Annotated in this window: 18 protein-coding genes and 1 pseudogene; 9 read left to right on the forward strand and 10 right to left on the reverse strand. The window is 64.0% G+C overall.

The features are described from left to right. Positions 1-38 precede the first annotated feature (38 nt). Both NLN62_RS14235 and NLN62_RS14240 read right to left on the reverse strand, forming a co-directional pair. The gene (locus NLN62_RS14235) at positions 39-797 is read right to left on the reverse strand and encodes an SDR family NAD(P)-dependent oxidoreductase (protein WP_254109192.1); all 759 of its coding nucleotides are present in this window, start codon (positions 795-797) and stop codon (positions 39-41) included. Between the two features lie 83 nt (positions 798-880). Continuing rightward, on the reverse strand, positions 881-1540 hold the full coding sequence (locus NLN62_RS14240; RefSeq protein WP_254109193.1) for a TetR family transcriptional regulator: 660 nt from the start codon (positions 1538-1540) through the stop codon (positions 881-883). Positions 1541-1692: 152 nt separating this feature from the next. Between NLN62_RS14240 and NLN62_RS14245 the strand changes: the two genes are divergently transcribed. The 4 genes from NLN62_RS14245 to mbfA all read left to right on the forward strand — a co-directional run bounded on the left by NLN62_RS14245 (position 1693) and on the right by mbfA (position 6970). Next, positions 1693-2865, forward strand: coding sequence for an acetyl-CoA C-acetyltransferase (locus NLN62_RS14245; RefSeq protein ID WP_027521349.1), 1173 nt, complete (start codon positions 1693-1695; stop codon positions 2863-2865). A gap of 187 nt (positions 2866-3052) precedes the next feature. Further along, positions 3053-4597 (forward strand): acyl-CoA synthetase, encoded by a 1545-nt coding sequence (locus NLN62_RS14250; protein WP_254109194.1) that lies wholly within the window; start codon positions 3053-3055, stop codon positions 4595-4597. Between the two features lie 181 nt (positions 4598-4778). Then, the gene (locus NLN62_RS14255; protein ID WP_305881673.1) at positions 4779-5939 is read left to right on the forward strand and encodes an alpha/beta fold hydrolase; all 1161 of its coding nucleotides are present in this window, start codon (positions 4779-4781) and stop codon (positions 5937-5939) included. A gap of 59 nt (positions 5940-5998) precedes the next feature. Then, positions 5999-6970 carry an iron exporter MbfA gene (mbfA, locus tag NLN62_RS14260; protein WP_254109195.1) on the forward strand — a complete coding sequence of 324 codons (972 nt, stop codon included), beginning with the start codon at positions 5999-6001 and terminating at the stop codon, positions 6968-6970. A 224-nt stretch (positions 6971-7194) separates the two neighbouring features. Here the strand turns inward: mbfA and NLN62_RS14265 are convergent, their stop codons facing one another. Both NLN62_RS14265 and NLN62_RS14270 read right to left on the reverse strand, forming a co-directional pair. Continuing rightward, positions 7195-8283, reverse strand: a complete 1089-nt coding sequence (locus NLN62_RS14265; protein ID WP_254109196.1) for a Zn-dependent alcohol dehydrogenase — start codon at positions 8281-8283, stop codon at positions 7195-7197. Positions 8284-8358: 75 nt separating this feature from the next. Further along, positions 8359-10143, reverse strand: coding sequence for an acyl-CoA dehydrogenase family protein (locus NLN62_RS14270; RefSeq protein WP_254109197.1), 1785 nt, complete (start codon positions 10141-10143; stop codon positions 8359-8361). A 243-nt stretch (positions 10144-10386) separates the two neighbouring features. Between NLN62_RS14270 and NLN62_RS14275 the strand changes: the two genes are divergently transcribed. Then, the gene (locus NLN62_RS14275) at positions 10387-11088 is read left to right on the forward strand and encodes an SDR family NAD(P)-dependent oxidoreductase (RefSeq protein WP_254109198.1); all 702 of its coding nucleotides are present in this window, start codon (positions 10387-10389) and stop codon (positions 11086-11088) included. A 118-nt stretch (positions 11089-11206) separates the two neighbouring features. Then, the gene (locus tag NLN62_RS14280; RefSeq protein ID WP_254109199.1) at positions 11207-12037 is read left to right on the forward strand and encodes an enoyl-CoA hydratase; all 831 of its coding nucleotides are present in this window, start codon (positions 11207-11209) and stop codon (positions 12035-12037) included. 68 nt (positions 12038-12105) lie between these two features. On the opposite strand, the pseudogene NLN62_RS14285 reads toward NLN62_RS14280, so the two are convergent. Further along, positions 12106-12997: pseudogene (locus NLN62_RS14285) on the reverse strand (LysR family transcriptional regulator). A gap of 124 nt (positions 12998-13121) precedes the next feature. On the opposite strand from NLN62_RS14285, the gene NLN62_RS14290 reads away from it, so the two are divergent. After that, complete coding sequence (locus NLN62_RS14290) at positions 13122-13964, forward strand: oxidoreductase (protein WP_254109200.1); 843 nt, start codon at positions 13122-13124, stop codon at positions 13962-13964. A gap of 54 nt (positions 13965-14018) precedes the next feature. Here the strand turns inward: NLN62_RS14290 and NLN62_RS14295 are convergent, their stop codons facing one another. Beyond that, on the reverse strand, positions 14019-14642 hold the full coding sequence (locus NLN62_RS14295; RefSeq protein WP_254109201.1) for a GNAT family N-acetyltransferase: 624 nt from the start codon (positions 14640-14642) through the stop codon (positions 14019-14021). 69 nt (positions 14643-14711) lie between these two features. After that, on the reverse strand, positions 14712-14915 hold the full coding sequence (locus NLN62_RS14300; protein ID WP_027521360.1) for a DUF1127 domain-containing protein: 204 nt from the start codon (positions 14913-14915) through the stop codon (positions 14712-14714). Between the two features lie 112 nt (positions 14916-15027). Here NLN62_RS14300 and NLN62_RS14305 point away from each other — a divergent pair, with 112 nt between their 5' ends. Continuing rightward, positions 15028-15921, forward strand: a complete 894-nt coding sequence (locus tag NLN62_RS14305) for a transcriptional regulator GcvA (protein ID WP_027521361.1) — start codon at positions 15028-15030, stop codon at positions 15919-15921. Between the two features lie 142 nt (positions 15922-16063). After that, positions 16064-17395 carry an MFS transporter gene (locus tag NLN62_RS14310; RefSeq protein ID WP_027521362.1) on the forward strand — a complete coding sequence of 444 codons (1332 nt, stop codon included), beginning with the start codon at positions 16064-16066 and terminating at the stop codon, positions 17393-17395. 122 nt (positions 17396-17517) lie between these two features. On the opposite strand, the gene NLN62_RS14315 is transcribed toward NLN62_RS14310, so the two are convergent. Genes NLN62_RS14315 through NLN62_RS14325 form a run of 3 tightly spaced genes read right to left on the reverse strand, consistent with a single transcriptional unit; the run spans position 17518 to position 20122 of the window. Continuing rightward, positions 17518-17931, reverse strand: a complete 414-nt coding sequence (locus tag NLN62_RS14315; RefSeq protein WP_027521363.1) for a Rieske (2Fe-2S) protein — start codon at positions 17929-17931, stop codon at positions 17518-17520. Continuing rightward, positions 17931-19040: an amidohydrolase family protein gene (locus NLN62_RS14320; RefSeq protein ID WP_027521364.1), complete on the reverse strand. Its 1110-nt coding sequence runs from the start codon at positions 19038-19040 to the stop codon at positions 17931-17933. The genes NLN62_RS14315 and NLN62_RS14320 overlap by 1 nt, the downstream gene beginning before the upstream one ends. A 23-nt stretch (positions 19041-19063) precedes the next feature. After that, positions 19064-20122, reverse strand: a complete 1059-nt coding sequence (locus tag NLN62_RS14325) for an amidohydrolase family protein (RefSeq protein ID WP_027521365.1) — start codon at positions 20120-20122, stop codon at positions 19064-19066. Positions 20123-20260 lie beyond the last annotated feature (138 nt).

Raw genomic sequence — 20260 nt, forward strand, 5'->3', positions numbered from 1 at the left:
ACCTTCTCCCGCAAGGGGAGAAGGAAGAAACGCATCACTTACCGCGGCGCCATGCGGATGGCGCCGTCGAGGCGGATGGTCTCGCCGTTGAGCATGGCGTTCTCGACGATGTGCACGGCGAGCGCGCCGTACTCGGCTGCATCGCCGAGGCGCGAGGGATGCGGCACCTGCGAGCCAAGGCTCTTCAGTGCCTCTTCGCTCAGGCCCATCAGCAGCGGCGTGAAGAACAGGCCGGGCGCGATGGTATTGACGCGGATCTTCTGGCTCGCCAGATCGCGCGCTGCGGGCAGCGTGAGACCGACGACGCCGCCTTTCGAGGCCGAGTAAGCGATCTGGCCGATCTGGCCTTCATAGGCCGCAGCGGACGCGGTGTTGATGATGACGCCACGCTCCTCGCCGATCGGCTCTGCCGTGACTAGGCGCTCGGCGAACAGGCGCAGGCAGTTGAAGGTGCCGATCAGGTTGACGTTGATGATGCGCGCGAACTTCGCCAGCGGATAGACGCCGTCCCTGCCGACGATGCGCTGCGAGCCGCCGATGCCGGCGCAGTTCATCAGCACGCGCGCGATGCCATGCGCGCTTTCCCCCTTCGCGATCGCGGCCTTGATGCCGTCCTCGTCGGTGACGTCGGCGTGCAGCGCGACGCCCTTTACTTCCGCCGCGACCTTCTCGGCGTTCTCCTTGCTCTGGTCGATCACGCCGATCCTGGCGCCCTTGGCGGCCATGGCGCGGGCGGTCGCGGCACCAAGGCCCGAACCACCACCGGTGATGAGAACGGCTACGTCTTTCAACTGCATCGCTAGTACCTCTCCTTGGGCGTTTCTTCTCTGGACTTGAACGTCTCTGGACTTAAACGTCTCTCTTGAACGTTTTGGGCCGATTATCCGGCCGCGGCAGCTTCCTCGGCTTGCGTGAGGATGCCGCCGCAGATCAGCGTTTCCATGTGCTTGATGTATTGCCGGCAGACTTCGTCGGTGACCGGGCCGACGCCGGTCGCGCGAGACATCGCGTGCCGGCCGAAGAACAGGTGATCGCAGGCGCCGATCAGGCTGGTGTAGAACAGCACCGGATCGGTGATACGGAACTCGCCGCGGCTGACGCCCTCGGCGAGCAGGCGGCGATGGAAATCGAGCAGGGGCGCGACGAAGAACTTTGAGACCTCGTCGGCGGACTCCGCCGTGCTCTCATGCAGGAGATAATGGATCAGCCGGTTCATGTAGGGGAACCGGTGATAGGCGCGGATGATCCCGCCGATATGCAGCTTCAGCTTCGCGGTCGGCGTGATCGGCTGCACAAGGAGATATTCGAGGTTGGACAGCTCGGTCGCGGCATCACGTGCGAGCAGCGCGAGCAAGAGGCCGTCCTTGTTGCCGAAATGATATTTGACCAGCGCGGCGTTGGCGCCGGACTTCTGCGCAATGTCGCTGAGCGAAATCTCGATCGACGAGCGTTCGATCATCAGCTCGCTCGCGGCCACCAGCAGTTTCTCTGCCGTGGAATTTTTGCCGCCCGGAAGCCTGTTCGGTACGCTGGTAGTCACGGAGATCCCTGTCCCGCCGTGTGAAGGGCCGCAGATAAGCGCATGCAGCGCCTCCCCACAAGAGTTAATTGATCGATTGACTAAATCATCATCGCCCCCTTTAATCCGCCCCCGACAACCAACCGTTCAGAAGAATTCAGGGAGAAACCGATATGGCCGAGGCTTACATCGTCGCCGCCGCGCGAACCGCTGGCGGGCGCAAGGGGGGCCGCCTCGCCGGCTGGCATCCGGCCGATCTCGCCGCAAAGGTGCTGGACGAGCTGGTCGACCGCAGCAAGGTCGATCCGGCCCAGGTCGAGGACGTCATCATGGGCTGCGTGATGCAGGTCGGCGAGCAGTCCAACAACGTCGCGCGCAACGCGATCATGGCCTCGAAACTGCCGGAGAGCGTGCCGGGCACCTCGATCGACCGGCAGTGCGGCTCCTCGCAGCAGGCACTGCATTTCGCTGCGCAAGCCGTGATGTCCGGCGCGATGGACGTCGTGATCGCGGCCGGCGTGGAATCGATGACCCGCGTGCCGATGGGCCTGTCCTCGCAGCTCGCGGCGAAGAACGGCTTTGGCCACTACAAGAGCCCGGGCATCGAGCAGCGCTATCCGAACATCGTGTTCAGCCAGTTCACCGGCGCGGAGATGATGGCCGAGAAGTACGGCCTCTCCAAGGACGAACTCGACGAGTATTCCTACAACAGCCATCAGCGCGCGATTGCCGCGACGCAAGCAGGCCACTTCAAGGACGAGATCGTACCGCTCGAGATCACCCGCGCCGACGGCTCGAAGGACACCCATCACATCGACGAAGGCATCCGGTTCGACGCCAGCCTCGACGGCATCAAGAGCGTCAAGCTGATCGCCGAGAACGGCAAGCTGACGGCTGCGAGCGCCAGCCAGATCTGCGACGGCGCCTCCGGCGTGATGGTGGTGAACGAGCGCGGCCTCAAGTCGCTCGGCGTCAAGCCGCTCGCGCGCGTGCATCACATGACCATGACGGGCGGCGATCCCGTGATCATGCTGGATGCGCCGCTGCACGCCACCAAGCGCGCGCTGGAAAAGGCCGGCATGGCAATCGGCGACATCGACCTGTTCGAGGTCAACGAGGCCTTCGCCTCGGTTCCGACGGCGTGGCTGAAGGCCACCGGCGCCGATCCCGCCCGCCTCAACGTCAACGGCGGCGCGATCGCGCTCGGCCATCCCCTCGGCGGCTCCGGCACCAAGCTGATGACGACGTTGCTGCATGCGCTGAAGCAGCGTGGCAAGCGCTACGGCCTCCAGACCATGTGCGAAGGCGGTGGCATGGCGAATGTGACGATCGTTGAAAGACTGTAAGCTGCTGCCACAATCAGAAGTGTCGTCCGGACCAGCGAGCGTCAGCGAGTGCAGACCCGGGACCATAACCACAGGACGTGGTTTGGCGAAGAGTGGTAACCACTATCTCACGCTACAACCTCTCCCTTGAGTTATGGGTCCCCGCCTTCGCGGGGACGACATCTCGTTTGCCTTGGGATCTGCGTCAATGACCCACCCCTCCGTCTACGCCCGCACCACACCCGACAAGATCGCCTACCAGATGGCCGGAACCGGCAAGGCGATCACTTATCGCGAGCTCGACGAGCTCTCGAACCAGGGTGCAAACCTGTTCCGCTCGCTCGGACTGAAGGCCGGCGATCACATCGCGCTGTTGATGGAGAACCGTCTTGCATTCTTGGAGATCTGCTGGGCCGCGCAGCGCAGCGGGCTCTATTACACCGCGATCAGCCGCTACCTGAAGCAGGACGAGATCGACTACATCATCGGCGATTGCGGCGCCAAGATCGTCATCACCACGCCGACATGCGCCGACCAGATCAAGGGGTTGATCAAGGGCGCAACAGGCGAGCCCATCTTCTACATGATGGACGAGCCGCTGCCCGGCTTCCGCTCCTACGACAAGGAAGCCGCGGCCCAGCCGGTTACGCCGATCGCGGACGAGGTCGCCGGCTATGACATGCTGTATTCGTCGGGCACCACGGGCCGCCCCAAGGGCATCAAGAAGGCCTTCGAGGGCAAGCCCATCGACGAGCCGAACGCATTTCTGCGCGTGCTCTGCGCCGACATGTGCGGCATGAACGCCGGGACCATCTATCTGTCACCCGCCCCGCTCTATCACGCAGCTCCCTTGCGCTTCAACATGATGGCGATCGTGCTCGGCGGCACCTCGATCATCATGGAGCATTTCGACGCCGAGGAGTTCTTGAAGCTGGTCGAGAAGTACAAGGTGACGCAGTCGCAGCTCGTCCCGACCATGTTCGTGCGCATGCTGAAGCTGCCGGACGAGACCCGCGCGAAGTACAATGTCTCCACCCTCAAGGGCGCGATCCATGCTGCCGCGCCCTGCCCGGTCGACGTGAAAGCGAAAATGATCGAATGGTGGGGGCCGATCCTGATCGAGTATTATGCGGGCTCGGAAGGCAACGGCGTCACCGTCTGCAACTCCGCGCAATGGCTCGAACATCGCGGCAGCGTGGGCCGCGCGGTGGTCGGCAAGATCAAGATTTTGGACGAGAACGACGAGGAGCAACCGACCGGCGAGATCGGCACGGTCTATTTCGCCGACGCGCCGGCCTTCACCTATCACAACGATCCCGACAAGACGAAAAAGGCCTATAACGCCAAGGGCTGGTCGACGCTCGGCGACGTCGGTTATCTCGACAAGGACGGCTTCCTCTATCTCACCGACCGCAAGTCCTACATGATCATCTCGGGCGGCGTGAACATCTACCCGCAGGAGACCGAGGACGTGCTGATCAGCCACCCCGAGGTTGCCGACGTCGCCGTGTTCGGCGTGCCGAACGAGGAGATGGGCGAGGAGGTGAAGGCGGTGGTGCAGCCGCACGACATGGGCCGCGCCGGCAAGGAACTCGAAGCCGACCTGATCGCCTACTGCAAAAGCCGCCTCTCCGCCCTCAAGTGCCCGCGCTCGATCGATTTCGAGGCCGAGCTGCCACGCACGCCCACCGGCAAGCTGGTCAAGCGCCATTTGCGCGACCGGTATTGGCCGAAGGCGGCGGTGAAGATCTAAGTGAGCCTCGTGTCCCGGACGCGCCGCACCGCGCAAGCGGTGCGGCGCAGAGCCGGGACCCATGGCGATTTTCTGTATAGTGTCGAAAAGCTGGGCCCCGGACGCAGCGCGTCATTGCATGCCGCGCTGCGTCCGGGGCACGAGAAAGCTCGCTGCGTCCGCGACACGACGAGGAAATGCCATGACCGATCTCCCCGACATCCCCCTGCCCTCCGGCATCCGCTCGCGTTACGTCGATGGTATCAACGGCCTGCGCATGCACGTGCTCGAAGCCGGCTTCGAGACGCGGGGGCGGCCCTGCGTGCTGCTGCTGCACGGCTTTCCGGAGCTCGCCTTCTCCTGGCGCAAGGTCATGCCGGCGCTCGCCGCTGCCGGCTATCACGTGATCGCCCCGGACCAGCGCGGCTATGGGCGCACCACCGGATGGCAGGCAGACTACGACGGCGATCTCGCGCCCTTCCGGCTCTTCAACCTCGTGCGCGACGCACTCGGGCTGGTGTCGGCGTTCGGCTATCGGCACGTCGACGTGATCGGGCATGATTTCGGCAGCCCGGTTGCATCCTGGTGCGCGCTGGTGCGGCCTGACGTGTTCCGCTCGGTGGTGATGATGAGCGCGCCGTTCGGCGGACCGCCGCCCGTGCCGTTCAACACGATCGACAAGCCGGCGGCGGCGCCGAGCGATGATCCCGTGCATCGCGAGCTCGCCGCGCTGCCGCGACCGCGCAAGCACTACCAGTGGTACTATTCGACACGTGAAGCGAATGCCGACATGCATCTCGCGCCGCAGGGCGTACACGATTTCCTGCGCGCCTATTATCATCACAAGAGCGCGGACTGGAAAGACAACAAGCCCTATCCGCTGAAATCCTGGTCCGCCGGCGAGCTCGCAAAGCTGCCGACCTATTACGTGATGGATCTCGGCGAGACCATGCCGCAGACGGTCGCGAAGGAAATGCCCTCGCCTTCCGAGATCGCCGCCAACCAGTGGCTGCCGGATCAGGAGCTTGCCTACTATAGTGCCGAATATGGTCGCATTGGATTCCAGGGCGGGCTGCAATGGTACCGCTGCGGCACGTCGGGTGCTTTCAATAACGAATTGCAACTGTTCTCCGGCCGCACCATCGACGTGCCCTCCTGCTTCATCTCCGGCAAGCAGGATTGGGGCACGTATCAGCGTCCTGGCGTGTTCGAGGCGATGCAGGCCCGCGCCTGCACGAACATGCTCGGCTGCCATCTCGTCGATGGCGCCGGTCATTGGGTGCAGCAGGAGCAGCCCGCCGAGGTCAGCCGGCTGTTGATCGAGTTCCTCGCCCGGGCCCAAACGGCCAGCGGGACGGTTTGACCGCGGAAACTCGGAGCCCTATAACACTTTAGAACCATTCTAAAGTTGTTGGACCCGTCGTGAAGAATTTCGCCGATCTGACCGAACGCGAGGTGCTCGCGGTCGCCATCGCCTCCGAGGAGGAGGACAGCCGCATCTACATGGCTTTCGCCGAGGACCTGAAGGACCGCTATCCGGACTCGGCAAAACTGTTCGAGGAGATGGCCGAAGAGGAGCGCGGCCATCGCCATATGCTGCTGGAAATGTATGAGCAGCGCTTCGGACCGCATCTGCCGCCGATCCGCCGCGAGGACGTCAAGGGCTTCCTGCGCCGCCGCCCGATCTGGCTGACCAAGAACTTATCCCTCGACACCATCCGCAAGGAGGTCGAGACGATGGAGCTGCAGGCCGAACGATTCTACATCAAGGCCGCCGAACAGGCCCAGGACGTCGGCGTGCGCCGGCTCCTGGGCGATCTCGCCGAAGCCGAGAAGGCCCACGAGAAGACCGCAACGCGGCTGACCGGCGAGATCCTCAGTCCCGACGTGCGCGCCGAAGAAGATCGCACCAGCCGCCGCATGTTCCTGCTGCAATATGTGCAGCCGGGCTTGGCCGGCCTGATGGACGGCTCGGTCTCGACGCTCGCGCCGCTGTTCGCCGCGGCCTTCGCGACGCATCAGAACTGGCAGACGTTTCTGGTCGGCCTTGCAGCTTCGATCGGCGCCGGCATCAGCATGGGCTTTGCGGAAGCCTTGTCGGACGACGGCTCGCTCACCGGCCGCGGCTCACCCTGGTTGCGCGGCGTCACCTGCGGCCTGATGACGACGCTCGGCGGGCTAGGCCACACCATGCCCTATCTCGTCCCGGACTCCTGGCCCAACGCGTTCTGGATCGCCACCGTGATCGCCTGCGTCGTCGTGTTCTTCGAATTGTGGGCGATCGCATTCATCCGCGCGCGCTACATGGATACGCCGTTCCTCCAGGCGGTGTTCCAGATCGTGCTCGGCGGCGCCATCGTGCTCGGAGTCGGGATATTGATAGGCGCGGCGTAGGTCTTGCTGCGTTCCTGCGTCCCACCGCAATCACCGTCAAACGGCGGCTGCGGCGTTCGGCCAAGCTGCGCACCACTCTCCGCTGTCATGCCCCGGCTCGACCGGGGCATCCAGTATTCCAGAGGCCGCGAGGCCTGCAACAACTGCCGCGGCGTACTGGATCGCCCGGTCAAGCCGGGCGATGACACCTGAATTGGGGCAGCAACGCTGAGTTCGCGTCGGCACTAGCTATCGAACATGATCACGCTGCGCAGCGTCTTGCCGGCTTTCATGTTGGCGAAGCCTTCGTTGATTTCGGAGAGTTTCAGCTTGGCGGAGATCCAATCTTCCAGGTGCAGGCGGCCGCGCAGATAGAAATCGACCAAACGCGGCATGTCGACGCGAAAATGGTTCGAGCCCATCGAGGAGCCCTGGATCTTGCGCTCGCGCAGGAAGTCGAAGCCATGCAGCTCGATCTTCTGGCCGAACGGGATCATGCCGACGATCGTCGCGGTGCCGCCGGCGGCGAGCATGCCGAACGCCTGCTCGGCGGTCTCCTTGCGTCCGAGCACCTCGAAGGAATGATGCACTCCGCCATTGGTGAGGTCGCGCACCTGCTTCACAACGTCGCCCTCAGTGGGATTGATGATGTCGGTCGCCCCTAACTTGGTCGCGAGCTGGAGTTTTGCCGGGTTGGTATCGATGGCGATGATGCGGCCGGCACCCGCAATCTCGGCGCCGTTGATCGCGGCCATGCCGACGCCGCCGCAGCCGATCACCGCCACGGTCTCGCCCGCCTGGACTTTTGCGGTGTTCACGACCGCGCCGTAGCCGGTGATCACGCCGCAACCGATCAGCGCGGCAAGCTCGAGCGGCATGTCCTTGCGGATTTTGACGATAGCGTTCTCGTGCACCAGCATCTGCTCGGCGAAGGACGACAGGTTGAGGAACTGGTGCAGCTTCTCCGGCTTCGACCACTGCATCCGATCGGAGACGCCCGGCAGCATCTTGACCGTGGTGTCGGTGCAGAGCACGGTGCGTCCCGTCGTGCAATTGTCACAGGTGCCGCAGAACACGGAGAGACAGGTGACGACGTGATCGCCCGGCTTCACATAGGTGACATCGGAGCCCACCTGCTCGACGACACCAGCCGATTCATGGCCGAGCACCGCGGGCAGCGGATGCGGATAGAGCCCTTCCATGAAGTGCAGGTCGGAGTGGCAGAGGCCCGCGACCGCGGTGCGGATCAAAACCTCGCGCGGGCCCGGCTTCGACAGGCTGACATCCTCGATGACGAGCGGCTTGTTGACCTCATGGAGAACGGCAGCCTTCATCGGTCTTTCCTCGTTTTTTTGAGTTCGTTGGGTGCAGGCCCCCACCTCTCTCATCGGGAGAGGTGGGGGACGAGCCTACGCCGCCAGAACCAGCTCGCCAACCTCGGGCATCGCAGCCGCACGCTTGCCCAGCAGCAGCGACACGATGGCTTGTTGCGTCGGATTTTCCGTGACCCGGAACGGATCGCTCGCCGAGACCCGATGATCGATCACGAGCCGCGACAACAGCAGCCGTCGGGCATCGCCGCGCATCTCGTGGATGCGATGTGATTCCCATGCGAGCGCGACCGCGCTTGCGACATGATAGAGCAGGCTGGTGGCGCGCCGCGCATCGGCTTCATTGTCGGCGCTATCAGCGACCTCGCGCGCGAAGCCGACGGCACGATCGGTAAGCCCGTGCAGGCGATCGCGCCAGGCCTGCGGCACGGATGCGCTGTCGTTCAGCCGGGCATGCAGATCGGCGGCGAGTGCGGCTTCTGCGCCATGACGGCCGATCGCGCGCGTCAAGGCGTCGATCGCCACGATGTTGCCGGTGCCTTCCCAGATCGAGCCGAGATGGGCATCGCGCAACAGGCGCGCGGTGGCGAACTCCTCGATATAGCCGATGCCGCCGCGCATCTCGAGCGCATCGCCGCAGACCTTTCGCGCATCGCGCGTGGCGCGGAACTTCAGCGTCGGGGTGAGGATGCGCAGCAGCGCTGCTGCATCCTGGCTGCCGGCCTCGGCGCGGTCGAGTGCGTCGGCGGTCAGAAAGCTCATCGACAACGCCTGCTCGACCGGCAGCAGGATCTTCATCATCTGCCGCCGTCCGAGCGGCAGGTCGATGATGCGCTTACCGAACACGACGCGATTGGTCGCCACAGTCATCGCATCGTGGTAGGCGCGGCGCATCAGCGCCGTCGACTTCACGCCGTTCGAGAGCCGCGAGGAGTTGACCATCTCAGCCATCTGCACGAAGCCGCGTTCGAGCTTGCCGACAGCATAGGCGATCGCGCCTTCGAGCTTGATCTCGCCCGAGGCCATCGAGCGGGTGCCGAGCTTGTCCTTCAGCCGCACGATCCGGTAGTGATTTTGCGAACCGTCATCGAGGAAGCGTGGCATCAGGAACAGGCCGACACCACGTGTGCCGGGACCGGCGCCTTCAGGACGCGCCAGCAGCATCACGACTTTAGCGTCGGCATTCGAGCAGAACCATTTTTCGCCGTGGAGCCGCCAATGATCGCCCTCCGACACGGCGCGCGTCGTCAACGTGCCGACATCGGAGCCGCCCTCCTTCTCCGTCATGAACTGGCCGCCTTGCGTCAATTTGGTCATGTCGGTCTGGGTCAGGCCGTCCAGATATTTCGCCTTCAGCGCCTCACTGCCGAAATTCGCCAGAAGCTTGGCGCAGCCGTCGGTGACGTTGATCGGGCAGCCCATGCCGAATTCGGTCTGGTTGAACAGGAAGGTGAAGGCGTGTTTTGCCACGACGGGATATTTGTCCGGCCAACCCATGATGCCCTTGCGGATCGACAGCGCGTGAATGCCGAACTCGCCGAACGCAGCTCTCTCGAGTTCGCGATAGGCCGGATGATATTCGATCCACTGCACGTCGCGCCCGAACTTGTCGCGCTGATGCAGCACCGGCGTATGCCGGTCGGCGAGCCGCGCACATTCGTCGAGAGTGCCGCCGGCGAGCTCGCCGAGACGATCGAGATGCGGCTCGATGTGACGGAACAACGGATCGGGCAAGTGGATGCGCAACAGGTCCGTCAACGCCCGATCGGCGCGATAGAAATTCATGCCTGTGGTGTCGGGCGCAAGCAGGCCCGGCTGCTCGGCCGCGACGCTTTCCTGCTGCGACGTACCCGGCTTGTGCATGGTCGACCTCTTTCGTTTCCGTCCCGCGGCATTTCCTGCCGCTTTGGTGCTTGCTGCTTTGGATGATGTCGATCATGCTCCAGGCGAGGCTGTCGATAAAGCCGCAAATCGTCAGGGAGGCATGAGCGTGGCGATGGCCGGACCGCTCTGCGGAATTGTGATCGACCGCCTCAGTGGACGCGGCTGGTCGTCCGAGCGAAGCATGCATAGATCCGCTGTTCCCGCTCCCCAAAGGATCGCACCATGGAACATCCCAAATACAACATCGCGCTCATCGTCGGTGCCGGCGAAGGTTTGAGCGCCTCGCTGGCACGGCTGTTGTCCGCCCGGGGCCTGCGCGTAGCGCTCGCCGCGCGGAAGATCGAAAAGCTCGGCGCACTCTGCGGCGAGACAGGCGCTAAGGCCTATATTTGTGACGCAAGCAAGCCGGAGGAGGTCGAACGCCTGTTCGGCCTCGTCGAGCGCGAGATCGGCACGCCCGACGTCGTGGTCTACAACGCGAGCGGCCGGACGCGCGGGCCGTTCGTCGAGCTCGTCGCAGCCGATGTCGCGCAGTCGATCACGGTCAGCGCCTTCGGCGGTTTCCTGGTGGCGCAAGAGGCGGCCAAACGCATGCTGCCCAACAAGCACGGCGCGATCCTGTTCACGGGCGCATCGGCGAGCGTCAAGGGCTATGCGCAGTCGGCGCCATTTGCGATGGGCAAGTTCGCGCTACGCGGGCTCGCGCAGAGCATGGCGCGCGAGCTCGCGCCGCAGGGCATTCACGTCGCACATTTCGTCATTGACGGCGGCATCGGTAGCGCAGCCCGCACGGAGGCGCCGGACAGGCCGGATTCGATGCTCGATCCCGATGCGATCGCACAGAGCTACTGGAACGTCCTGCAACAGCCGCGCAGCGCCTGGACCTGGGAAATGGAGCTGCGCCCCTGGGTGGAGAAGTTTTGAGGTGAACTGCCGTAGGGTGGGCAAAGGCGCGCAGCGCCGTGCCCACCTCTCATGATCACACGGGATGCAGAAGCGGTGGGCACGCTGCGCTTTGCCTACCCTACGGGAGCATGGAAGCATGACCATCGAAACCATCATCGACACCGGCACCGACGAACTCCTCTGCGTCATTCGCGACCGCGTCGCGGTGATCACGCTGAACCGGCCCGAGGCGCGCAACTCGCTGTCGGACACGCTGACGCCGGCGCTGCGCGCCATGATCCGGACCTGCGGCGAGGATCAAAGTGTCGGCGCGCTGCTGATCACCGGTGCCGGCGCCGCCTTCTGCGCCGGCGGCAACGTCAAGGGCATGGGCGCGCATCGCGACAAGGCCAAGCTCGAAATGTCCTTCGACGACCGGGTCGCCGATTTGCAGGAGCGGCAGCGGCTCCTCACCGGCGCGCTGGTCTCCGTGCGCAAGCCGACAATCGCGGCCCTGTCCGGGCCCGCGGTCGGCGCGGGGCTCGCAATCGCCATGGCCTGTGACATCCGCATCGCCGCGCAATCGGCGTTCGTTGCCACCGGCTATGCCCGCGTTGCGCTCAGCGGCGACTACGGCATCGGCTGGTTGCTCACGCGTCTGGTCGGCACGGCGCGGGCGCGCGAATTGATGTTCACTGGCGACAAGGTGGACGCGGCACGCTGCGAGGCGATCGGCCTCGTCAATCGCGTCGTGCCGGACGACAAATTGCAGGAGGAGGCGTTCGCACTGGCCAAATCGCTGGCCGCGGGCCCACGGCTGGCGCTGCGTTACATGAAGGACAATCTCGACGAGGCCCTGCTGTTCGATTTCGAGACCGCCCGCGACCACGAGGCCGGGCGGCTGATCCGCCTGACCGCGACGGCCGATCACAAGGAAGCGGTGCAGGCCTTCATCGAGAAGCGCAAGCCGGTGTTCACGGGGAAGTAACGCGCTTCGCCGTTCATTCGGCAGCGATCGATATTTCGCAGCCCGGATTGCGCTTCGCTCCGGCCGGGCTACGCGGCAGGCGTCCGTGCGAAATCGACGAAGGCCCGTAGTGCTGCCGGCAATTGCCGGCGGCTCGGATAGTACAGGAAGAAACCCGGATAGGCCGGGCACCAGTCGGCAAGCACGCGGACCAGCTTGCGCTTCGCGAGCAGCTCTTCCACCTGCCCTTCGAGCACATAGGCAAGGCCGGCACCGTCGAGCGCTGCATCGACCATGAGGTCCTGGTCGTTCAGCGTCAGCGGTCCCATGACGTCGATATCGACCTCGATGCCTCCGCGCTCGAACTCCCAATGATAGAGCGCACCGCTGGTGAAGCGGTAGCGGATGCAGGGCAGTGCTTTCAGGTCGTGCGGCGTCGCCGGCGTCTTGTAGGACTTGAAGAAAGCAGGCGAGCCGATCACTGCAAAGCGATGACGCGGGCCGATCGGCACCGCGATCATGTCTGCAGCGATGGTCTCGCCAAAGCGCACGCCGGCATCGAAGCCGGCCGCGACCATGTCGATCAGGGCATCGTTGATCATGATCTCGATGCTGACGTCCGGAAACGCCCTGAGGAAACGCGTCACGATCGGCAACAGCACGAGCTGCGCCGACTGGCGCGCGGCGGTGAAGCGCAGCGTGCCGGCCGGCTTGCCGCGGAAAATTGTTGAGGTCTTCGAGCGCGTCGTCGATATCGCGAAACGCCGGCTTGATGCGGGCAAACAGACGCTCGCCGGCTTCGGTCAAGGCCACGCTCCGCGTGGTGCGGTTCACCAGCCGCAGGCCGAGCCGTTCCTCGATGTTGCGCAGCGCATGGGACAACGCCGATGGCGTGACACCGAGCTCGGTCGCCGCCGCCCGAAAGCTGCGGTGACGGGCAATGGCGAGGAAGGTCGCGAGGTCGGATGGGTCGATCCGCATTGATGAATTTTGTTCACTAACTTGAAGAATATATAGCGGATTATCTCAGCTATGGCGAGGCGCTACACGTTTGTCCATCAGCTTCGGCACGTCGTCGGGGCCTCAAATGGAAAGAGCAAACACCATGCGTGTCTGGTTCATCACAGGAGCGTCCCGCGGATTTGGCGCGTTGATTGCCGAAGCGGCACTCAAGGCTGGCGATGCCGTGGTCGCGACCACGCGCGATCCCTCGACCGGCACCGCGCGGCTCGGCAGTCACGAGCGCCTGCTGGCCACCCGGCTCGACGTCACCAGCGAGGCCGAAGCCCATGAGGCCGCGGGCCAGGCGGTGAAGCGCTTCGGGCGTATCGACATCCTGGTCAACAATGCTGGCTACGGCCTGCTCGGTGCGATCGAGGAGGCGAGCGCCGCGGAAACGCAGAAGCTGTTCGCCACGAATGTGTTCGGCCTGCTCGGCGTCACCCGTGCGGTGCTGCCGCATATGCGCCACCAACGCTCAGGCCACATCATCAACATCTCGTCGGTCGGCGGCTACACCGGCTATCCTGGCTGGGGCGTCTATGGCGCCACCAAATTCGCGGTCGAAGGGATCAGCGAGGCGCTGGCCGGCGAAGTGGCTCCCCTCGGAATCAAAGTGACCGTGGTCGAGCCGGGCTTCTTCCGCACCGATTTTCTCGACGAGACCTCACTGTCGCGCACGGCACTCCAGATCGACGATTACAGTGAGACCGTCGGCAAGACGCGCGCGCACGCCGCCGACGTCAATCACGGCCAGCGCGGCGATCCGCGCAAGCTGGCGCAGGCGTTCCTCGAACTGGCCGACGCGGCGAAAGCGCCGCTGCGCTTGCCGCTCGGCAGCGACACCGTGGAACGGATCGAGGCAAAGAACGCCTTTGTCGCGAGGGAGCTCGCGGAGTGGCTGATGGTGTCGACCTCGACCGACTTTACCGGCGATCAGGCCGTGTGATGTGGGAAAAAATCAGCCCGGTTCTGGTTCGACAGAACCGGGCTTTCAGTCGTGTCAGGCTGTGGCTGAGGGGCTTTCGGCCTGACGGGAAAGGGCGGCGAGACGCCAGCTTGCGCAGGGAATGTCGTTCGGCTCGACTGCGATCTCCTTGTCGAAGCGAACCAGCTTCCAGTCGTCCGGGTGATTGACGAAGGCAAAGCCGGATTTGCGGGCGAGCGAGATCATCACGTCGTTGGCGCGAAGCGTGTCGCCGAAAATGTGTTCGGCGCCGAAGGCAGCCGCGCGGCATTCGAGATTTTTGAGGAGCGCTGTGCCGATGCCGTGGCCCTGCCAGCGGTCGTCGACCGACAAGCCGAATTCGAAGCTCGAGCTCTCGGCGTGGAAGGCATAGCGCGCTTCGCCGACGATGGTCTCGAAACCATCGACCATCATGGTCGCGATCACGCTGAAGCGTTCGCGCTCGCCGACATGGGTGAAGTCGTGCAGGAGTGCCTTCGGCAACTCGCTCAGCGCTCCGAAGAAACGGTTGTAGCGGGAGCGGGACGACAGCGAGCGGAAATAGTGCTGGATTTCGTCGGTGTCGCGCGGCTCGACGAAGCGCACAGTCAGCACGTCGCCGTCGCGGGTCCGCAGGGTGTCCGAATATTGCTTGAGATCATCCAGACGCAGCGTGCTCATGGGAGCCTCCCGCGACAAAAAGGGACCGCCGGCGCCCCACTCCTGAGGCGGCGCCGGCCCGGCGGCCAATCAGGCCCGCCAGAAGGGCTTTTCAGCCTCAAAGGCAATGTCACTCCAGGAGAGGCCGACGTCCTGAAGATCGCGGGTGGTCCACTGGGACAGCTCTTTGCGGGTGCGGTAGCGCTCGTGCCAGACATGGAGGGTTTCGCCGATCTGGTAGAGCAGGCCTGGCGCATGATGATTTGTCATCGAATTGTCGGTCAACGTAGACATTTTCAGCTCCTGGAGCTAACTTACAGACTGCAATATCTGCCTTGATCATCGCTTCGACAAACGACAATTTGTACCCTTTCGCATGAAATAAGCTCATGCATCCTGCTGCCAAATGACTGCCAGATTGCCCTCCCTGAACGGTTTGCGTGCCTTTGAGGCCGCCGCGCGCCACCTCAGCTTCACGCTGGCCGCGACCGAGCTGAACGTGACGCAGACTGCGATCAGCCATCAGATCCGCAGGCTCGAGGAGGAGCTCGGCATCCGCCTGTTCGTCCGTCAGAACCGCGCGCTCTCGCTGACGCCCGAAGCACGCGACTACCTCCCCGGCGTACGCGCCGCCTTCAACGACCTCAGGCTTGCCACCGACCGGCTGCTCCGAAAGGACGACGACAAGGTGCTGACCGTCTCGACCATTGCCTCTCTCGCCGCCAAATGGCTGTTGCCGCGGCTGACCAATTTCCAGGAGCAGCATCCCGGCATCGACGTCCGCATCACGACATCGACGAGCCTCGTGGATTTCCAGCGCGACAATGTCGATGCCGCGATCCGTTACGGCCGCGGCCAATGGCCGGGCGTGCGCGCCGAGTGGCTGATGCGGGACGAGCTGTTCCCGGTGTGCAGCCCGTCGCTGCTCAGAGGTGACAAGCCGCTGCGCACGCCACAGGACCTGAAGGACCACGTGCTGCTGCACACCAACAATGGCGACGACTGGCGACTGTGGCTGACGGCGGCAGGACTCTCGACCAGCATTTCCAAACAGCTTGGCATCACCTTCGACATGACGCTCATGACGGTCCAGGCGGCGATCGACGGCATGGGGGTGGCGATGGGACGAACCACCTACGTGCAGGACGACATCGCCAAGGGCCGCCTCGTGGTCCCCTTCCGCATCGCGCTGCCCGCAGATGCCGGCTTCTACCTGGTCGCGCCGGATGGCCGCCGCGAGGCGCCGAAACTGGTTGCGTTCCGCGACTGGCTGGTCGCTGCAGCGCAGAATAAAGCCTGAAAAATCATCAGCTTCGTCCGCGAAATCGGTTGACTCCCGCCCCCCTGCGCGAGAGGGGTAAGACAGATTGTCGCACCTGAAATCTGTCGCCTGCGGCGAAGTCGAGTTCCGGGTCCGGCCACATGTTCAGGGAGTAAGCGTCATGGCAGGACCTGCCACTTCAACCAATCCGCCCGAGATCACGTCGCGAATCGGCGCCATCCTGCGCGCGACCTCGGGCAATTTCCTCGAGCAGTTCGATTTCTTCCTGTTCGGCTTCTATGCCGCGGCGATCGGCAAGGCGTTCTTCCCCTCGACCAATGAGACGGCCTCGCTGCTTAACACCTTTGGCGTGTTCTGGCTCGGCGCGTTGATGCGCCCCGTCGGCGCGATCGTGCTTGGGGCCTACATCGACCGCATCGGCCGCCGCCAGGGCCTGATCGTCACGCTCGCGATCATGGCCGCCGGCACGGTGGTGATCGCGTTCTGCCCGAGCTATGCGACCATCGGCATCGCCGCGCCGATCATCGTGCTGCTCGGCCGCCTGCTGCAAGGCTTCTCCGCCGGCGTCGAGCTCGGCGGTGTGTCGGTCTACCTTGCGGAGATCTCGACGCCCGGCAATCGCGGCTTCTACACCTCGTTCCAGTCCTCGAGCCAGCAGGTCGCAATCTTCGTGGCGTCGATCCTCGGCTACATCCTCTCCGAGCTGATGCCGGCCGACATGGTTGCCGACTGGGGCTGGCGCATTCCCTTCTTCGTCGGCTGCCTGATCATTCCGCTGATCTTCTTCCTGCGGCGAACGCTCCAGGAGACGCCGGAGTTTCTGGCGATGAAGAAGCATCCGACCGCTGCCCAGGTGTTCTCGTCGGCCCTCGCCAACTGGCGCATCGTCATCCTCGGCATGATGATCGCGATCCTCACCACCACGACGTTCTATTTCGTCACGGTCTACACGCCGACCTTCGGCAAGAACGTGCTGAAGCTGTCGACGCAGGATGCGCTGCTTGTCACGCTGCTCGTCGCCGTGACCAACTTCATCTGGAATCCGGTCGGCGGCGCGCTATCCGACCGCATCGGCCGCAAGCCGGTGCTGCTCACCATCGCCTGCCTGTCGCTGTTCACGGCCTATCCGGCGCTGCATTGGCTGGTGGCGGCGCCGACCTTCGGCAAGCTGCTCGCCGTCGAGATGATGTTCTCGTTCTATTTCGGCGTCTATAGCGGCACCATGCTGGGTGCGCTCGTCGAGATCGTGCCGGCGCATGTGCGCACCACCTGCTTCTCGCTCGCCTTTGCGCTCGCGGCCGCCTTGTTCGGCACCTTCACGCCGTTCGCCTCGACCTGGCTGATCGAAAAAACCGGCGACAAGGCATCGCCCGGCTTCTGGCTGATGTTCGCCGCCGCGCTCGGCATCATCGCGGCCACGACCGTCTATCGCGGCGGCGGCAAGGCGGTGGCGACGTATGATCCGGTGGCGGAGCCGGTTGCCGGTCGCTAACCGCATTGTCATTCCGGGGCGATGCGAAGCATCGAGCCCGGAATCCATGATGCCACAGGAGTGCTGGGAGAAATGGATTCCGGGCTCGCCTCTTCGAGTGCGCGCCGGAAATGACGGTGGTGCTAGAGTTCCACCACCACGTAGTCGCTCTCGACCCTGACAGGAATCGTCTCGGCGATATACGGGCCCTTCACGACGCTTGTGCCCGGTTCGACGCCGGCTGGATACGCCTTCACGCGGAAGCGGCGGGGGTCGCAGTAGGATTGCCCCGTGCGCACGTCAAATTCCCATCCGTGCCAGGGGCAGCGGATGATCTCCCCCAGCTTGCTGTACTCGATCTCGCCTGGATCCTTGGATTGCGCGAGCCCGATCAGCGGCCCCTCGCACAGCGCTGCGCCCTGATGCGGGCAGCGATTGAGCAGGCCGAAATATTCGCCCTTGATGTTGAAGACCGCGATCGGCCGGCCGTCGATCTCCAAAAATTTTCGTGTGCCGGGCGGCAACTCATCAACCGGCGCAATCACATGACGCGCCATCAATTGATCCCGTACAGCTTCCGCGCATTGCCGAGATAAAACGCCTCGCGGCTCGCTTCGCTGACGCCGGGCGGCAGCACGCGGGACGGCTCGTCATAGTCCCAATGCGGATAGTCAGTCGCGAACAGAAGCCGGTCCCAGCCGATCCATTTGATGACGTCGAACAGGTCTTCGCGCCGCTCCGGATCTTCCATCGGCTGTGTCGTCCACCACACCTGCTCGCGGATATATTCGGACGGCGGCCGCTTCACATGCGGCACCTCGCTGCGCAGCCGCTGCCAGACCTTGTCGAGCCGCCAGGCGAGCGACGGCGTCCAGCCGAAGCCGGCTTCAATCATCACCATCTTCAATTTTGGGAAGCGCTCGAACACGCCTTCGAGCACCAGACTCGCGAGCGCCGATTGTTGGCACTGCGAATGTCCCACCATCTCCTCGATGTAGTAGCTCGGCCAGCCCGAGGGCGTGATCGGATTGCCGCCGAAGCCAAAGGCGTGCACGCCGACCGGCAGGCCCGCCTCTTCCGCGGCCTGATAGATCGGCCAGTAACGGCGTTGGCCGATCGGCTCGACATTGCGGCTGAGCAGCAGCACTTGGACAAAGTTCTTGTCGCCTGCGCGCTCGCGGATCTCGGCAGCCGCCGTCATCGCATCCTCATTGCCGACGACGATCGAGGCCTTCAGCCGCTTGTCCTTGCTGGTCCATTTGTCGATCTGCCAGTCGTTGATCGCCGAGCACAGCGCCGCCGAGAGCTCGTGATTGCGGATGCCCTGCCCGGTGCCGAGCGGATTGAGTACCCCGAACTGCACGTTGTTGGGATCGAGGTGCTGCTCTTGCATGAAGGAGAGCGAAGAGCCCTGCGGGCCGCCTTCCGGCGGATAGGCATCGCGGCGCGAAGCGTTGGGCTGGGCTTTCGGATAGGGCGGGCCTTCCATCATGCCTTGATAGGCATGCACGCCGTAGACGTCGAGATGATGCTGCCAGCGTTTGGCGAGATAGGGATAGAGCTCGGTTCGAGTCGCGCGCGCCGGGTGAATGTCGCAGTCCGCAATTGCCGTTTTGGTGGTCACGGCGGACGCGGACTCGGTCGCTTCGCGGAACTGGATATTCATCGCCTTGCCTCCTTTGGCAGCGGCTAAGTCAGGCGGGGGTAGGTTGCATGCGGATTGTCGATCATGATCTTGCGCACGAGATCGGGGGTGAGACCTTCGGGCAGCGCGTCCTGGCCGTCGAATTGCCAGTGCGGATAGTCCGTGGAGAATAGGACTAATTCGTCAGACTGCATATGCTCAAACAGGCGAATTAATGTCGCCTGTTCCGGTGGTGCGTCAAATGGTTGTAACGAGAAACGGATGTTGCTGCGCACAATTTCCAGCGGAGCGCGATCGACCCAGGGAGTCTCCATCCGCACCCCGCGCCAGAACTTGTGCAGCCGCCAGAGATAGGGCGCGATCCAGGTGATACCGGATTCCAGCATCACCATCTTCAGCCGCGGATGGCGGGCGAACACGCCCTCGACGATCAGGCTGGTGAGTTGGGTCTGAAACGCCTGCGCCTGACCGACATAGTCCTCGATGTGATAGGAGCCCCACCCCACAGCGGTCGGCGGGTTGTGATAGGCGGAACCAGCATGGATGCCAACCGCGAGGTCGAACCGCTCGGCCGCCGCATAGATCGGCCACAGTGCGCGCTTTCCCAGCGGCGTGTCGCCCATGACAAGCATCAGCACCTGCACGAAGCGCTTGTCCGCCGCGCAGCGCTCGATCTCGGCCACCGACTTCTCGACATTTTGTACGGGAATAACGATCGAGCCGCGCAGCCGCGGTTCCCGGTCGAGCCATTCCCTCGCCAGCCAGTCGTTCAGCGCGCGGCAGAAGGCGTTTTGCATGTCTTCGGAAAACACCATCTGTACGCCATAGAGCGGGTTGCAGATGGCGTGGCTAAGCGCGAAGGGATCGAGCACATGGCGCTGCATGTCCTCAAGGCCGGATCCCGGCTTGCCGGTTTCCGGGCGCCAATCGGGGCGGGCCGTGATCGGCGAATTCTGCGGATAAGACTGCGAGACCAGATCGACCATGCCGCGCGTCGTCACCTGGTCGCGCCAGTAATCGTTCAGATACGGCAAAAGGCTGGTGAGATGCGGCACCGCCGGGTGCACGTCGCAGTCCACGCCGCCGGCGATCAGGGACGTCATGACGCTTCCTCTTCACGCGTGCTCGGCCGCGCCGCTTGCTGATGCCATTCAAGCAGGCCCGCAAGCCGCCTGCAACTCGGCCAGCGCCGCTGTCATATGCTAGAACAGCGCAGCTAGGTTGCCAGGTGGTGAGGCGCA

The organism is Bradyrhizobium sp. CCGUVB23 (assembly GCF_024199885.1).
Lineage (GTDB): Bacteria > Pseudomonadota > Alphaproteobacteria > Rhizobiales > Xanthobacteraceae > Bradyrhizobium.

Coding starts and splice junctions, on each gene's coding strand:
- NLN62_RS14235 (WP_254109192.1), bottom strand. CDS start 797: ATGCAGTTGAAAGACGTAGCCGTTCTCATCACCGGTGGTGGTTCGGGC.
- NLN62_RS14245 (WP_027521349.1), top strand. CDS start 1,693: ATGGCCGAGGCTTACATCGTCGCCGCCGCGCGAACCGCTGGCGGGCGC.
- NLN62_RS14250 (WP_254109194.1), top strand. CDS start 3,053: ATGACCCACCCCTCCGTCTACGCCCGCACCACACCCGACAAGATCGCC.
- NLN62_RS14255 (WP_305881673.1), top strand. CDS start 4,779: ATGACCGATCTCCCCGACATCCCCCTGCCCTCCGGCATCCGCTCGCGT.
- NLN62_RS14265 (WP_254109196.1), bottom strand. CDS start 8,283: ATGAAGGCTGCCGTTCTCCATGAGGTCAACAAGCCGCTCGTCATCGAG.
- NLN62_RS14270 (WP_254109197.1), bottom strand. CDS start 10,143: ATGCACAAGCCGGGTACGTCGCAGCAGGAAAGCGTCGCGGCCGAGCAG.
- NLN62_RS14275 (WP_254109198.1), top strand. CDS start 10,387: ATGGAACATCCCAAATACAACATCGCGCTCATCGTCGGTGCCGGCGAA.
- NLN62_RS14280 (WP_254109199.1), top strand. CDS start 11,207: ATGACCATCGAAACCATCATCGACACCGGCACCGACGAACTCCTCTGC.
- NLN62_RS14290 (WP_254109200.1), top strand. CDS start 13,122: ATGCGTGTCTGGTTCATCACAGGAGCGTCCCGCGGATTTGGCGCGTTG.
- NLN62_RS14295 (WP_254109201.1), bottom strand. CDS start 14,642: ATGAGCACGCTGCGTCTGGATGATCTCAAGCAATATTCGGACACCCTG.
- NLN62_RS14300 (WP_027521360.1), bottom strand. CDS start 14,915: ATGTCTACGTTGACCGACAATTCGATGACAAATCATCATGCGCCAGGC.
- NLN62_RS14305 (WP_027521361.1), top strand. CDS start 15,028: ATGACTGCCAGATTGCCCTCCCTGAACGGTTTGCGTGCCTTTGAGGCC.
- NLN62_RS14310 (WP_027521362.1), top strand. CDS start 16,064: ATGGCAGGACCTGCCACTTCAACCAATCCGCCCGAGATCACGTCGCGA.
- NLN62_RS14315 (WP_027521363.1), bottom strand. CDS start 17,931: ATGGCGCGTCATGTGATTGCGCCGGTTGATGAGTTGCCGCCCGGCACA.
- NLN62_RS14320 (WP_027521364.1), bottom strand. CDS start 19,040: ATGAATATCCAGTTCCGCGAAGCGACCGAGTCCGCGTCCGCCGTGACC.
- NLN62_RS14325 (WP_027521365.1), bottom strand. CDS start 20,122: ATGACGTCCCTGATCGCCGGCGGCGTGGACTGCGACGTGCACCCGGCG.